Annotated in this window: 13 protein-coding genes; 12 read left to right on the forward strand and 1 reads right to left on the reverse strand. The window is 71.9% G+C overall.

The window, feature by feature from the left end:
• Window positions 1–153: 153 nt before the first annotated feature.
• From DNK56_RS26715 to DNK56_RS26765, 11 genes are all read left to right on the forward strand, one after another.
• Window positions 154–849: an AAA family ATPase gene (locus tag DNK56_RS26715; protein WP_111338356.1), complete on the forward strand. Its 696-nt coding sequence runs from the start codon at window positions 154–156 to the stop codon at window positions 847–849.
• Between the two features lie 96 nt (window positions 850–945).
• The gene (locus tag DNK56_RS26720; RefSeq protein WP_111338357.1) at window positions 946–1743 is read left to right on the forward strand and encodes an enhanced serine sensitivity protein SseB; all 798 of its coding nucleotides are present in this window, start codon (window positions 946–948) and stop codon (window positions 1741–1743) included.
• Between the two features lie 152 nt (window positions 1744–1895).
• Window positions 1896–2678 carry an enhanced serine sensitivity protein SseB C-terminal domain-containing protein gene (locus DNK56_RS26725; RefSeq protein WP_111338358.1) on the forward strand — a complete coding sequence of 261 codons (783 nt, stop codon included), beginning with the start codon at window positions 1896–1898 and terminating at the stop codon, window positions 2676–2678.
• Between the two features lie 520 nt (window positions 2679–3198).
• Complete coding sequence (locus DNK56_RS26730; RefSeq protein ID WP_111338359.1) at window positions 3199–4197, forward strand: ABC transporter permease; 999 nt, start codon at window positions 3199–3201, stop codon at window positions 4195–4197.
• An 86-nt stretch (window positions 4198–4283) separates the two neighbouring features.
• Complete coding sequence (locus DNK56_RS26735) at window positions 4284–6035, forward strand: ABC transporter substrate-binding protein (RefSeq protein WP_199563695.1); 1752 nt, start codon at window positions 4284–4286, stop codon at window positions 6033–6035.
• A gap of 140 nt (window positions 6036–6175) precedes the next feature.
• On the forward strand, window positions 6176–7186 hold the full coding sequence (locus DNK56_RS26740) for an ABC transporter permease (protein ID WP_111338361.1): 1011 nt from the start codon (window positions 6176–6178) through the stop codon (window positions 7184–7186).
• On the forward strand, window positions 7183–8268 hold the full coding sequence (locus DNK56_RS26745) for an ABC transporter ATP-binding protein (protein WP_111338362.1): 1086 nt from the start codon (window positions 7183–7185) through the stop codon (window positions 8266–8268). The genes DNK56_RS26740 and DNK56_RS26745 overlap by 4 nt, the downstream gene beginning before the upstream one ends.
• 23 nt (window positions 8269–8291) lie before the next feature.
• The gene (locus tag DNK56_RS26750) at window positions 8292–9416 is read left to right on the forward strand and encodes an ABC transporter ATP-binding protein (protein WP_111339628.1); all 1125 of its coding nucleotides are present in this window, start codon (window positions 8292–8294) and stop codon (window positions 9414–9416) included.
• A gap of 18 nt (window positions 9417–9434) precedes the next feature.
• The gene (locus DNK56_RS26755) at window positions 9435–10094 is read left to right on the forward strand and encodes a trimeric intracellular cation channel family protein (RefSeq protein WP_111338363.1); all 660 of its coding nucleotides are present in this window, start codon (window positions 9435–9437) and stop codon (window positions 10092–10094) included.
• A gap of 91 nt (window positions 10095–10185) precedes the next feature.
• The gene (locus DNK56_RS26760) at window positions 10186–11022 is read left to right on the forward strand and encodes a thioesterase family protein (RefSeq protein WP_111338364.1); all 837 of its coding nucleotides are present in this window, start codon (window positions 10186–10188) and stop codon (window positions 11020–11022) included.
• Window positions 11023–11184: 162 nt separating this feature from the next.
• Window positions 11185–12354, forward strand: a complete 1170-nt coding sequence (locus DNK56_RS26765) for a cysteine desulfurase family protein (RefSeq protein ID WP_111338365.1) — start codon at window positions 11185–11187, stop codon at window positions 12352–12354.
• A gap of 25 nt (window positions 12355–12379) precedes the next feature.
• On the opposite strand, the gene DNK56_RS26770 is transcribed toward DNK56_RS26765, so the two are convergent.
• Complete coding sequence (locus DNK56_RS26770) at window positions 12380–13060, reverse strand: N-acetylmuramoyl-L-alanine amidase (RefSeq protein WP_111338366.1); 681 nt, start codon at window positions 13058–13060, stop codon at window positions 12380–12382.
• A gap of 61 nt (window positions 13061–13121) precedes the next feature.
• On the opposite strand from DNK56_RS26770, the gene mnmA reads away from it, so the two are divergent.
• Complete coding sequence (gene mnmA / locus DNK56_RS26775) at window positions 13122–14252, forward strand: tRNA 2-thiouridine(34) synthase MnmA (RefSeq protein ID WP_111338367.1); 1131 nt, start codon at window positions 13122–13124, stop codon at window positions 14250–14252.
• Window positions 14253–14255 lie beyond the last annotated feature (3 nt).

The raw sequence follows: 14255 nt of genomic DNA on the forward strand, positions 1-14255 counted from the left end.
ATCGCACGGGTTCCGGGGGAGTGGGGAGCCGGGACCGCCGCCGGTCCCGGCGGGATTCCGGCGGGTCGGACCGTTGTGCCGCATTACCTTTTCTTTACACTTCGGGGGTAGGTAGGAGTCAGCACGCGTCGGCCGTACGGCCAGGGGGAGGCGATGACGTTGCGCTACGCGACGACGGCGGGGACCGAGGTGCCCGCAGGAGGCGCGCTGCCCGCGCAGCCGGGCGCCCGCGCCCGGCGGACCGCGGGCACCGGCCCGCCCCTCGTACGGGACCTGCGCGGCCGGGCCGGGCGCTCCCCGCGCGTCCTGCGCTTCGCCGCCGGGGACGTCGTGGTGGTCTCCGGACTGCCCGGCAGCGGCAAGTCCACGCTGATCGCCCGCACCGCCGCCGCGTACGCCGTCGACTCCCAGGACACCCGGGACCGCTGGGCCCGCCGGCTGCCCCGTTTACTGCCCTACCCGCTCTACCGCCCACTCGTCCGCCTCGCCCACTACGGCGGGCTGTGGCGGGTGCTGCGCTCCGGAGCCCCCGTCGTCGTCCACGACTGCGGCACGCAGAGCTGGGTCCGCGCCCGGCTCGCCCGCCATGCCCGGCGGCACGGCCGGGGCCTCCATCTGATCCTGCTTGACGTCTCCGCCGAGACCGCGCGCGAGGGCCAGCGCGAGCGCGGCCGGGGCGTCTCCGCGTACGCCTTCGCCCGGCACCGCAGAGCGGTGGGGCGGCTCCTGCGCGACACCGGGGCCGGGCTGCTGCCGCGCGGCTGCACGTCGGCGGTGCTGCTGGACCGCGCGGCGGCCGGTTCGCTGACCCGGATCGTCTTCGCGGACGCACAGGGTGAGAGGCGGTAACCGGCTGTCCGGAGTGCGGACAGGGCGCCCGAGGGGTGGCGGTGGCCGGAACAGGCCGTAACCTCTTGCTGCACGGCATCGGGTGAGAGGGAAGCAGTGGACATTCCGGCACCGGCCGGGAGCCGGCCGCAGGGCGGCTGGCCGGCCAATGAACTCGAAGAGGCGCTGGGCGCCTCGCTCGGCGTCCCGGAGGCGGGCGGCCGCCTGCTCGAAGTGCTCGGCCGCAGCCAGGTCTGGGTGCCCCTGCCCAACGGCGGCGGGGCCGACGCCCGCGAGCTCGACCTGCCCACGCTGGAGATCGAGGGCGGCGCCTACGTCCCCGTGTTCAGCTCCGAGCACCAGTTCCTCACCTGCGTCGGCGCCCACATGTCCTTCACGGTCGCCCCGGCCCGCGAGTTCGCCCGCGGACTGCCCCCGCAGCTGGGCATCGCGGTCAATCCGGGCGGCGCCGTCGGCATGCCGCTGCCCCCGCCCGCCGTCGCCGAACTCTGCCGGGCCGGCCGCACCCCGCTCGACGGCCCGGCCAGCGGCGGCCGGGTCCGGCTGTACGAGCCGGACTGGAAGGAGGAGCCCGTCGACTTCCTGGCCGCCGCGGCCGGCGAGTTCCAGGAGAGCGGCGTCGTCCTGACCGCCCGCAGGGCCCTGGCGAGCATCGAGGGCGGCGACCCCGTCCTGTTCGTCGGCGTCGAGTCCGCGGCCTGGGAGAACGCCGCCCAGGGCGCCTCCATGGACGCCCTCGGCCGGGCGCTGGGCCGCGTCCGGGTGCCCTGGCCGGTCAGCCTGGTCCTGCTCGACGCGGCCGCCCAGGACCCGGTCGCCGAGTGGATGCGCGAACGGGTGCGGCCCTTCTACACGCGCGCTGGGGAGCAGGAGTCCGGCGCCCTCGGCGGATGACGGGGGCGGCCGTGCCGTCAAGCCGGTGACGGTGCGGCCGCATAAGCTGGTTTGATGGCCGAAGGCCGATCCCCGGTGGCTCGGCACCGCGCCGTACCGAATGCCCCGGCACGGCGGGCCGAAACAGAGGATCTACGAGGGGCGGGACCAGGGTGAGTGCGTCAGGCACCGCGGCGGCCGGGCAGATCGAGCACACGCTGCGCCACGTCGCGCCCGGACGCTACGACGCGTACGAGGCGCTGCTCCGGGCCCTGGCGGCCGGCCGGGTCTGGATGCTCCTGTGGCACGGACGCCCCGGCGCCCCCGACGCCCAGTACGGCAACATGGAGGTGGACGGCCTCGGCTACGCCCCGTGCGTCACCTCCCCGCAGGAGCTGGCCGCCAGCGGCTGGAACCGCGACCACGAGGTCGTCGCCGGCCTCGACATCGCCCGCGCCCTCTACCCCGACCGCTGGGGCGTCTGGCTCAATCCGCACGCCCCCGGCGGCGGCGTCGGCATCCCCTGGCTGGACCTGCGCCGCATCGCCACCGGCCTCGACCGGATGCCCGCCGGGCCGCTGCGGATCAGCGAACCCGCCGTGGAACTGCCCCAGTTCTACGCCCAGCTCGCCCAGAACGCCCACCACACCCCCGCGATCCGCTCGCTGCGGCGCGCCTGGGTGCAGCCCGCGCTCGGCGTCCCGTACCTCGCGGTCGGCCTCGACCTGTACGACACCGGCGGAGCGTCCGTGGACGCGGTGCGCGCCATGATGCGGCAGTCGGTCGGCGCCGTTCCCGAGGGACTGCCCGTCTCCACCGTCGCCATGTCCGACGAGTACGACCCGGTCGCGATGTGGCTGCGCGCCAACGCCCGGCCCTTCTACGACCGCGAGGCGCACGCCGCGCCCGGTTACGGCTACCCCCGCACGCCCGGCGCCGCCCCGCACGCGTACTGACCCTCCCGTACGCGTAGCCCGAGCCTCCCGTACGCCTGCCGGGCCTCCCGTGCGCGCCGCCGTGCTTCCGCACGCCTGTTGAGACGCCCGCCCGGCCCCTTCCGCCGGCCCGCCGCGCGGGGACAAAATGTCCCGCGACCGGACAAGTCCTGCCCGACGCCCGCCCAAATCACCACCGCATCACCACAGTTGGGGCTCATGTCCGTTCTGGTGGATTAGCGGCCGAGTGGTCCGCTCATGCGGCAGGGCTGTCCGGATAGCGGAAGCCCGCAGGCCGCATCACGTTTGAGCAAACATTCCCCGTGAGGTCTGGCGGGTGATCACAACCGCGTTGAAGACTCCCGGCCAGGAGCGTCCGCCGGTGTACGGGGGTTGTACCCGAGGACATCCCGCGGACACCTCAACACGTCCGCCGCACCGACCATTTCAGCCGCACCCGATGCCGCGGCCGAGACACGCGCCAGGCCGTCACCGCGGCGAGCAAGGGCCGGCCACCGCCGGCGGGAGGGTCAAGGGCACTGTGACCGCACCGATCGAGACCACCGGATCGGCTGCCGAAGCGCAGCCGGAGGCAGTACTCACGGGAGTCAAGCAGAGCCAGATCGAGGGCCGCTCGCTCGGACGCATCGCCTGGACGCGCTTCAAGCGCGACAAGGTGGCGGTGGCGGGCGGCGTCGTTGTCATCCTGCTGATCCTGCTCGCCGTGCTGTCCCGGCCCATCCAGGCCGTCTTCGGCCTCGACCCCAACGAGTTCCACCAGGACCTCATCGACCCCGCGCTGCTCGCGCCCACCGGCGACTGGGGCGGCATCAGCTGGAGCCACCCGCTGGGCGTCGAACCGCAGTACGGCCGCGACATCATGACCCGCATCATCGAGGGCTCCTGGGTCTCCATGGTCGTCGCGGTCGGCGCGACCCTGCTCTCCGTGGTGATCGGCGTCGTCCTCGGCGTCGTCGCCGGCTTCTACGGCGGCTGGGTGGACACCCTCATCAGCCGCACGATGGACACCTTCCTGGCCTTCCCGCTGCTGCTCTTCGCGATCTCCATCTCGGCCGCGCTGCAGGACGGGGCGTTCGGTCTGGAGGGGCTGCCGCTGCGCATCGCGGTCCTCATCTTCGTGATCGGCTTCTTCAGCTGGCCGTACATGGGCCGCATCGTGCGGGCCCAGACGATGACCCTGCGCAATCGCGAATTCGTGGAGGCGGCCCGGTCCCTGGGCGCCCGCGGCCCGTTCATCCTCTTCCGGGAACTGCTGCCGAACCTGGTGGCGCCCATCCTCGTCTACTCCACCCTGCTCATCCCCTCGAACATCCTCTTCGAGGCCGGGCTGAGCTACCTCGGGGTCGGTATCGCGCCGCCGCAGTCCTCCTGGGGCGGGATGCTCACCAACGCGATCCAGTTCTACCGGAACGACCCGATGTACATGATCGTGCCGGGCGTGGCCATCTTCGTCACGGTCCTGGCGTTCAACCTGCTGGGTGACGGGCTGCGCGACGCGCTCGACCCCCGTAGCAAGTAGGAGTCCGGGCGCTCGCCACCACGGTGGGCGGCAAGCCACGGCAACCATCGATTGAGGGGAATGTCCTTCAGGTGAAGACCAGAAAAATGACAGTGGTGGTCGCCACGGCTGTGGCCCTGGCGCTGGGAGCGTCCGCGTGCGGCGGCTCCTCGGACGACGACGGCGGCTCCAAGGGCGGCAAGGGCGGCGCCGGCGCCACCGACGCCGCGCTGACGTCGATCGTCAACAAGTCGGCCGAGAAGGGCGGCACCCTCAAGCTGGAGATGTCCGACGAGCCCGACTCGCTGGACCCCGGCAACACCTACTACGGCTGGGTGCAGAACTTCGCCCGCCTGTACGGCCGCAGCCTCACGTCCTTCAAGCCGGCCCCCGGCAAGGACGGCCTGGAGATCGTCCCGGACCTCGCGGAGAGCCTCGGCAAGCCGAGCGCGGACGCGAAGACCTGGACGTACACCCTGAAGAAGGGCCTCAAGTTCGAGGACGGGACCCCGATCACCTCGAAGGACGTCAAGTACGCCGTCGAGCGGTCCAACTTCGCGCCGGAGGCCCTGTCCAACGGCCCGACGTACTTCAAGGCCCACCTCGTCGGCGGCGACAAGTACAAGGGCCCGTACAAGGACAAGAACCCGGACGGCATCGCCTCCATCGAGACGCCGGACGACCGCACGATCGTCTTCAAGCTGAAGGACGCCTTCGCGGACTTCGACTACCTGGCGACCTTCTCGCAGACGGCCCCGGTGCCCGCCGCGAAGGACAAGGGCGCCGACTATGTGAAGAACATCGTGTCCTCGGGCCCGTACAAGTTCGAGTCGTACGAGGAGGGCCGCGGCGCGACCCTCGTCCGCAACGACCAGTGGGACCCGAAGACCGACCCGATCCGCCCGGCCCTGCCGGACAAGGTGACGATCCGCTTCAAGGTGAAGCAGGAGACGGTCGACAGCAACCTCATCGCCGACAACATCACCGCCGACGGTGCCGGCACCGGTGTCGCCCCCGCGACCCAGCCGGACGTGCTGACCAAGCCGAACCTGAAGAAGCAGACCGACAACTCGTACGCGGGCGCCACCTCGTACATCGGTCTGAACGTCAACGTGAAGCCGTTCGACAACGTCCACTGCCGCAAGGCCGTCCAGTGGGGCATCGACAAGGCGTCCGTCCAGGCCGCGCAGGGCGGCGACCCGAAGGGCGACGTCGCCACGACGCTGCTGCCGCCGACCGTCAACGGCTACACCAAGTTCGACCTGTACGAGTCCGCCGGCCACAAGGGCGACGAGGCCAAGGCCAAGGAGGAGCTGAAGCTCTGCGGCCACGCCGACGGCTTCGACACCAAGATCTCGGCCCGCTCCGACCGCCCCGCCGAGATGGCCATGGTCACCGCGGTGCAGGCCTCGCTCAAGAAGATCGGCATCAACGCCGAGATCAAGAGCTACCCGGCCGGTAAGTACTTCTCGAACTTCGCGGGCAACCCGAGCTACGTCCACTCCAACAAGCTCGGCATGATCATGAGCGCCTGGGGTGCCGACTGGCCGACCGGCTTCGGCTTCCTGGACCAGATCATCAACGGCTCGGCCATCAAGCCGTCCGGCGGCAACAACGTCCAGGAACTGAACGACCCGGAGATCAACAAGATGCTCGACGAGGGCATCGCCAACACCGACGACGCCGCGCGCGCCAAGACCTGGGGCGAGGTCGACAAGGCCGTCGCCGAGAACGCCAGCGTGGTGCCGCTGATCTACCGCAAGAACCTGCTGCTGCGTCCGGTCTCCGCGACGAACGTCACGGTCACCCAGGCCTACCTCGGCATGTACGACTACGTGCTGATGGGCTCCGCCAAGTAGGAACGGACCGTCCTCCGGGGGCCGCGCACGGCCCCCGGAGGACACACCCCCGGACACCGGACATCCTGAAAGGCAGGTGAAGGCACGGTGTCGGCCGGGCCGGGTCATCCCCGGCGGGCGGACGCCGGCGCCGGACAGCTGTGGCTGCGTACATCATCCGACGCGTCTTCGGCGCGATACTGCTGCTGTTGATCGTCAGCGCAGTCACCTTCTCCATCTTCTTCCTCGTCCCCAGGCTCGCCGGCCAGACGATGGACCAGCTGGCGGCCCAGTACGTGGGCAAGGACGCCAACCCCTCGTCCATCGCGGCCGTCAAGGAGAACCTGGGCCTCGACCAGCCGCTCTACGCGCAGTACTGGCACCTCATCAAGCAGCTCGTCGTCGGCGCCGACTACACGTTCGGCCCCGAGACCACCCACTGCGACGCCCCGTGCTTCGGCTACTCCTTCAAGAACCACGTCGAGGTCTGGCCCCAGATGACCGAGCGCATCCCGGTCACCTTCTCGCTGGCCATCGGCGCGGCCGTGATCTGGCTGCTGAGCGGTGTGGCCATCGGCGTCGTCTCCGCGCTCAAGCGGGGCTCGCTCCTGGACCGCTTCTTCATGGGCGTCGCGCTGGCCGGCGTCTCGCTGCCGATCTTCTTCACCGGCATGCTCGCCCTGGGCCTGTTCACCGTCCAGTGGCCGATGTGGGAGAGCATCAACTTCGTCCCCTTCACCGAAAGTCCGCTGGACTGGGCGTGGAACCTGCTCATCCCCTGGTGCTCGCTCGCCTTCCTCTACTCCGCGCTCTACGCCCGTATCACCCGGGCCGGGATGCTGGAGACGATGGGCGAGGACTACATCCGCACCGCCCGCGCCAAGGGGCTGCGCGAGAGCCGGGTCATCGGCAAGCACGGACTGCGGGCCGCGCTCACCCCGATCGTGACCATCTTCGGCATGGACTTCGGCCTGCTGGTCGGCGGCGCGGTCATCACCGAACAGGTCTTCTCCTTCCAGGGCATGGGCTTCTACGCCATCGACGGGGTCCGCGGCAACGACCTGCCCGTCGTCATGGGCGTGACGCTCGTCGCCGCCTTCTTCATCGTCATCTGCAATCTGCTGGTGGATCTGGTGTACGCCGCCATCGACCCCAGGGTGAGGCTCTCGTGACCGACGTTTCCAAGACCGGGACGCCGGGCGGTCCGGCGGCCGGCCGGCCCTCCGGCGACGAGCCCTTCCTCTCCGTGAAGGACCTGCGCATCCACTTCCGGACCGACGACGGCCTGGTCAAGTCGGTGGACGGGGTCAGCTTCGACGTGAAGCCCGGCAAAACCCTGGGCATCGTCGGCGAGTCGGGCTCCGGCAAGTCCGTCACCTCGCTCGGCATCCTGGGCCTGCACCGCACGGCCGCCAACGCCACCATCTCCGGCGAGGTCCTGCTGGACGGCGAGGAACTGCTCGGCGCCACCGACAGCCGGGTGCGCGAACTGCGCGGCCGCAAGATGGCCATGATCTTCCAGGACCCCCTCTCCGCGATGCACCCCTACTACACGGTCGGCGCGCAGATCGTGGAGGCGTACCGGGTCCACCACAAGGTGAACCGGAAGACGGCCCGCGCCCGCGCCGTCGAGATGCTGGACCGGGTCGGCATCCCCGAGCCGCACAAGCGGGTCGACGCCTACCCGCACGAGTTCTCCGGCGGTATGCGCCAGCGCGCGATGATCGCGATGGCCCTGGTCAACAACCCGGAACTGCTCATCGCCGACGAGCCGACCACCGCCCTGGACGTGACCGTCCAGGCACAGATCCTGGACCTCATCCGGGATCTGCAGAAGGAGTTCGGCTCCGCCGTCATCATGATCACCCACGACCTGGGCGTCGTCGCCGAGATGGCCGACGACCTGCTGGTGATGTACGGCGGCCGGTGCGTCGAGCGCGGCCCGGCCGAGCAGGTCTTCCACCGGCCCCAGCACCCGTACACCTGGGGTCTGCTCACCTCGATGCCGCGCATCGACCGCGAGGAGACCGAGCGGCTGACCCCGGTCAAGGGCCAGCCCCCGTCGCTGATCAACGTCCCGAGCGGCTGCGCCTTCAACCCGCGCTGCCCGTACGCGGACATCCCCAAGGACAACCTCACCCGCACGACGCGCCCCGAACTGGAGCCGGTCGGCGACGGCCACTTCTCCGCCTGCCACATGGCACCGCAGGAGCGGACCCGGATCTGGACCGAAGAGATTGCGCCGAAGCTGTGAGCGAGGCGAGCGAGGTGAGCGGCATGAGTGAGAAGAAGGACGCCCCGGTGCTGGACAAGGACGCGAAGATCCCGGCGCAGGCCACCGACTCGCGCGAGCCGCTGCTCAGGGTCGAGGGCCTGGTCAAGCACTTCCCGATCCGCAAGGGCCTGCTGCGCCGGCAGTCCGGCGCGGTCAAGGCCGTCGACGGCATCGACTTCGAGGTGTACCCGGGGGAGACCCTGGGCGTCGTCGGCGAGTCCGGCTGCGGCAAGTCGACCATGGGCCGGCTCATCACCCGGCTGATCGAGCCCACCGGCGGCCGGGTCGAGTTCGACGGCAACGACATCACCCACCGGTCGATGGCGCAGCTGCGGCCGATGCGCCGCGACGTCCAGATGATCTTCCAGGACCCCTACTCGTCGCTGAACCCGCGCCACACCGTCGGCACGATCGTCAGCGCCCCGTTCCGGCTCCAGGGCGTCGAGCCCGAGGGCGGCCTCAAGAACCACGTCCAGGAGCTGCTGTCACTGGTCGGGCTGAGCCCCGAGCACTACAACCGCTACCCGCACGAGTTCTCCGGCGGGCAGCGCCAGCGCATCGGCATCGCCCGCGCGCTGGCCCTGCGCCCCAAGCTGGTCGTCGCCGACGAGCCGGTCTCCGCGCTGGACGTGTCGATCCAGGCCCAGGTGGTCAACCTGCTGGACGACCTCCAGGACGAGCTGGGCCTCACCTATGTGATCATCGCCCACGACCTTTCCGTGATCCGCCATGTCTCGGACCGGATCGCGGTGATGTACCTGGGCAAGATCGTCGAGCTGGCCGACCGCAAGTCCCTGTACTCGGCGCCCATGCACCCGTACACCAAGGCCCTGATGTCGGCGGTGCCGGTGCCGGACCCGCGCCGGCGCGGCGCCAGGAGCGAGCGCATCCTGCTCAAGGGCGATGTGCCCTCGCCGATCTCGCCGCCCGCCGGCTGCCGGTTCCACACCCGGTGCTGGAAGGCCACGGAGGTCTGCACGACGCAGGAGCCCCCGCTGATCGCGCTGCGCACCGGGCACCAGGTGGCCTGCCACCACCCGGAGAACGACGGCCCCGCGGAGAGCGACGGCCCCGCGGAGGCGGCCGCGGACGGCTCGAAATCGCCCGAGGACGGCGCGAAGGAGTAGTACCGGCACAATTGCCCGGTGCTCAACGAACTGTTCACGCCCTCCGTCCAGCACGCGCTCGACATCGCCGGGATCTTCGTCTTCGCGATCTCGGGCGCCCTGCTCGCCGTACGCAAGAACTTCGATGTCTTCGGCATCGCGGTCCTCGCCGAGGTGACCGCGCTGGGCGGAGGGCTCTTCCGCGACCTGATCATCGGCGCGGTGCCCCCGGCCGCCTTCACGGACCTGGGCTACTTCACCACCCCGCTGCTCGCCGCCGTCCTGGTCTTCTTCCTCCACCCGCATGTGGAACGCATCCAGGTCGGGGTCAACGTCTTCGACGCGGCCGGGCTCGGTCTTTTCTGCGTCACCGGCACGGTCAAGGCGTACGAGTACGGGCTCGGCCTCACCGCGTCGGCGGCGCTGGGCCTGGCCACGGCGGTCGGCGGCGGTGTGCTGCGGGACGTCCTGGCCAACGAGGTGCCCTCGCTGCTGCGCTGGGACCGGGACCTGTACGCGGTGCCCGCCATCGTCGGCGCCACCATGATCGTGCTCTGCATCCGCTTCGACGCGCTGAACGCCCTGACCAGCGGCGCGGCGGTGATCGCGGCGTTCGTCCTGCGGCTGCTCGCGCTCCGCTTCCACTGGCGGGCCCCGCGCGCCTACAACCGGCGCTCGGCACGGGCCGACGAGGGATGAGCGGCGGGGCGACCGGCACCGGTGGTGGCCCGGCCGATTCCGTACCTGAAAAAGCTACCGCTCAGTAATGCAATCGGTGTACGGTGCCTCCATGGCACAGGCAACCATCGGGGACAGCGAGTTCGACCGGGACACCGCGGTCACCCTGCGCGAAGCGGGCGTCTACGACGCGGAGCTCTCGGCCGGCTGGACGATCATCCACGCGGTCAACGGCGGCTACCTGCTGGCGATGCTCGGCCGGGCCCTCGGTGAGGCGCTGCCCCACCCGGACCCGTTCTCCGTCTCGGCGCACTACCTCACCGCCTCCGTGCCCGGCCCCGCGGTCATCCGCACCCGGACCGTGCGCACCGGCCGCACCCTCTCCACCGGCCAGGCGTCCCTCTTCCAGTACGCCGAGGACGGCACCGAGGTCGAGCGCATCCGCGTCCTCGCCACCTACGGCGACCTGGACGCGCTGACCGACGACGTCCGCACCGCGGCCAAGCCCCCGGCCATCCCGCCCCGCGAGCACTGCCTGGGCCCGAGCGACGGACCGGCGCCGATCCCCGGCAGCTCCGCCATCACCGAACGCCTCGACATCAAGCTCGACCCCGCCACCATCGGCTGGACCATCGGGCAGCCCTCCGGCAAGGGCGAGATGCGCGGCTGGTTCGGGCTGGCCGACGGCCGCGACCCCGACCCGCTCTCCCTGCTGCTCACCGTGGACGCGCTGCCGCCGACCTCGTTCGAGCTGGGGCTCAAGGGCTGGACCCCGACCGTCGAGCTGACCACCCACATCCGCTGCCGCCCGGCCCCCGGCCCGCTCCGCGTCTCCATCACCACCCGCAACCTCGCGGGCGGCTTCCTGGAGGAGGACGCCGACGTGTGGGACAGCGCCGACCGCCTGGTCGCCCAGTCCCGCCAGCTGGCCCGCGCCCCGCGCGACTGACCCCGTATCCCGCCCTTCCCCGGCCCCGGTTCCCGGGCGCCCCGCGGCCCGGTCTGCCGGGGATTCGCGGGCTCATCGGGGCCGCCGTGCGCGGTGCGCGGGGGCCGGGACCCCATGCGCCCGGCGTACGCCCCACCGGGGGCTCGTAGAATCGGGCCCACCATGGCTTACCTCGACCACGCCGCGACCACGCCGATGCTGCCGGAGGCGATCGCGGCGATGACCGCGCAGCTCGCCGTCACCGGCAACGCGTCCTCACTCCACGCCGCCGGACGCCGGGCCCGCCGTACCGTCGAGGAGTCCCGCGAATCCCTCGCCGAGGCCCTCGGCGCCCGCCCCAGCGAGGTGGTGTTCACCTCCGGCGGCACCGAGGCCGACAACCTCGCGGTCAAGGGCCTGTACTGGGCCCGCCGCGACGCCGACCCCCGCCGCACCCGCGTCCTGGCCAGCCCCGTCGAGCACCACGCCGTGCTCGACGCCGTGGACTGGCTGGCCACCCACGAGGGCGCGCGCGTCGAATACCTCCCCGTCGACCGGTACGGGCGCGTCCACCCCGACGCCCTGCGCGAGGCGGTCCTGCGCGACCCCGACGACCTCGCGCTGATCACCGTGATGTGGGCCAACAACGAGATCGGCACCATCCAGCCGGTCCGCGAACTGGCCGCCGTCGCCCGCGAGTTCGACGTACCGATGCACGCCGACGCGGTCCAGGCGTTCGGGCAGCTCGACGTGGACTTCGCCGCCTCCGGGCTCGCCGCGATGACCGTCAGCGCGCACAAGATCGGCGGCCCGACCGGCGTCGGCGCGCTGCTGCTGGGCCGCGAGCACACCCCCGTACCCGTGCTGCACGGCGGCGGGCAGGAGCGCCATGTCCGCTCCGGCACGCTGGACGTGCCCGGCATCGCCGCGTTCGCCGTCGCCGGAGGGCTGGCCGCCGGCCGGCGCGAGGACTTCGCCCGCGAGACCGGCGCCCTGCGCGACCGGCTGGCCGACGCCGTCCTGGCCGCCGTCCCCGACGCGCTGCTCGGCGGCGACCCCGCCCCCGGCGGCCGGCTGCCCGCCAACGCGCACTTCACCTTCCCCGGCTGCGAGGGCGACTCGCTCCTGCTGCTGCTGGACGCCCAGGGCATCGAGTGCTCCACCGGCTCCGCCTGCACCGCCGGGATCGCCCAGCCCAGCCACGTCCTGCTGGCCACCGGCACCGATCCGGACCTGGCCCGCGGCACCCTGCGCTTCTCGCTCGGCCACACCTCCACCGAACAGGACGTCGAGGACGTCGCCCGCGCGATCGGCCCCGCCGTCGAACGGGCCCGGACGGCCGGCCTCAGCTGAGAACCCGCGCCGTGCCGCCCCGGGGTCAGGTCTTCTCGCGCTCCGGGGCCGCGGCCGCGCGGCGGACCAGCTCCAGATAGCGGTCCCAGTCCCAGCCCCGGCCCGGATCGGTGTGGTCGGCGCCCGGCACCTCGACATGCCCGATGATGTGTTCCCGGTCCACCGGAATCCCGTACCGCCCGCATATCGCCGCCGTCAGCGCGGCCGACGACTTGTACATCGCGGCGGTGAAGCCCTGCGGGCGCTCCACGAAGCCCTCGTGCTCGATGCCCACGCTGCGCTCGTTGTACGAGCGGTTGCCCGCGTGGAACGCCACGTCCAGCTCGCGGACCATCTGCGTCACCCGCCCGTCCTTGCGCACCACGTAGTGCGCCGCAGCCCGGTGGCCGGGGTCCTGGAAGGCGCGGACCGCGCTGTCGAAGCCGCCCTGCGTGACATGCACGACCACCCGGTCCACGCGGTAGTCGTCGGGCCGGTCCGCCCGCCGCCAGTTCGCGTCCGCCGCGGCGACCCAGCGGGCCCGCGCGTAGTCCACCGCGCCCGGTGTGCGCGGCTTCTCCACGCCGGGCAGCCGCCACCAGGCGCGCTTCAGCCCGTCCCGCGCCAGCGCCGCCGCGCCCACCGCCGTGACGGCGCCGCCGATCAGCACCGAGCGCCGGCCGATCCCGGTCCCGGTGCGGGCGCCGTCCGTCCCCTTGGTCCCCATGTGACGGACAACGCATATCCGCGAGCGATCGGTTCCCGCCCCCACGTACCCTGGTGGGGCTATGACTGAGACTCCCCAGCGCCCCCTCCGTGTGCTCGCCGCCATGTCGGGCGGTGTCGACTCCGCCGTCGCCGCGGCCCGCGCCGTCGAGGCGGGCCACGACGTGACCGGTGTGCACCTTGCCCTCTCCGCGAACCCGCAGTCCTTCCGGACGGGTGCCCGCGGCTGCTGCACCATCGAGGACTCCCGCGACGCCCGCCGCGCCGCGGACGTCATCGGCATCCCCTTCTACGTCTGGGACCTGGCCGAACGCTTCCGCGAGGACGTCGTCGAGGACTTCGTCGCGGAGTACGAGGCGGGGCGCACCCCCAACCCGTGCCTCCGCTGCAACGAGAAGATCAAGTTCGCCGCGCTGCTCGACAAGGCCCTCGCGCTCGGCTTCGACGCCGTGTGCACCGGCCACTACGCCACCGTCGTCACCGGCGAGGACGGCAACCGCGAGCTGCACCGCGCATCCGACATGGCCAAGGACCAGAGCTATGTGCTCGGCGTCCTGGACGAGCGCCAGCTCGCCCACGCCCTGTTCCCGCTCGGCGACACCCTCACCACCAAGGACGAGATCCGCGCCGAGGCGGAGCGCCGGGGTCTGGCCGTCGCCAGGAAGCCCGACAGCCACGACATCTGCTTCATCGCCGACGGTGACACCCAGGGCTTCCTGGCGAACCGCCTCGGCGGCCCGGCCGAGGGCGACATCGTCGACGAGTCCGGTACGAAGGTGGGCACCCACGAGGGCGCCTTCGGCTTCACCATCGGCCAGCGCAAGGGCCTGCGCATCGGCCACCCCGCCCCGGACGGCAAGCCGCGCTACGTCCTGGACATCTCCCCGGTGAACAACACGGTGACCGTCGGCCCCGCCGAGGCCCTGGACGTCACCGCGCTCACCGCGATCCGCCCCCGCTGGTGCGGCACCCCGCCCACCGGCCCCGGCACGTACACCGCGCAGCTGCGCGCCCACGGCGGCGAGACCGAGGTGAGCGCCGAGGCGGTCGGCGACACCCTGCACGTCACGTTCACCGAGCCGGTCCGGGGCGTGGCCCCCGGCCAGGCGGTCGTCCTGTACGACGGCACCCGCGTGGTCGGCTCCGCGACGATCGCGACGACGGTGCGCCGGGAGCGCGCGGCGGCGGGCTGAGCC

Source organism: Streptomyces sp. AC1-42W (genome assembly GCF_003248355.1).
In the GTDB taxonomy this organism is placed as follows: domain Bacteria; phylum Actinomycetota; class Actinomycetes; order Streptomycetales; family Streptomycetaceae; genus Streptomyces.

Coding starts and splice junctions, on each gene's coding strand:
- DNK56_RS26735 (WP_199563695.1), top strand. CDS start 4,284: ATGACAGTGGTGGTCGCCACGGCTGTGGCCCTGGCGCTGGGAGCGTCC.
- DNK56_RS26750 (WP_111339628.1), top strand. CDS start 8,292: ATGAGTGAGAAGAAGGACGCCCCGGTGCTGGACAAGGACGCGAAGATC.
- DNK56_RS26715 (WP_111338356.1), top strand. CDS start 154: ATGACGTTGCGCTACGCGACGACGGCGGGGACCGAGGTGCCCGCAGGA.
- DNK56_RS26770 (WP_111338366.1), bottom strand. CDS start 13,060: ATGGGGACCAAGGGGACGGACGGCGCCCGCACCGGGACCGGGATCGGC.
- mnmA (WP_111338367.1), top strand. CDS start 13,122: ATGACTGAGACTCCCCAGCGCCCCCTCCGTGTGCTCGCCGCCATGTCG.
- DNK56_RS26765 (WP_111338365.1), top strand. CDS start 11,185: ATGGCTTACCTCGACCACGCCGCGACCACGCCGATGCTGCCGGAGGCG.
- DNK56_RS26760 (WP_111338364.1), top strand. CDS start 10,186: ATGGCACAGGCAACCATCGGGGACAGCGAGTTCGACCGGGACACCGCG.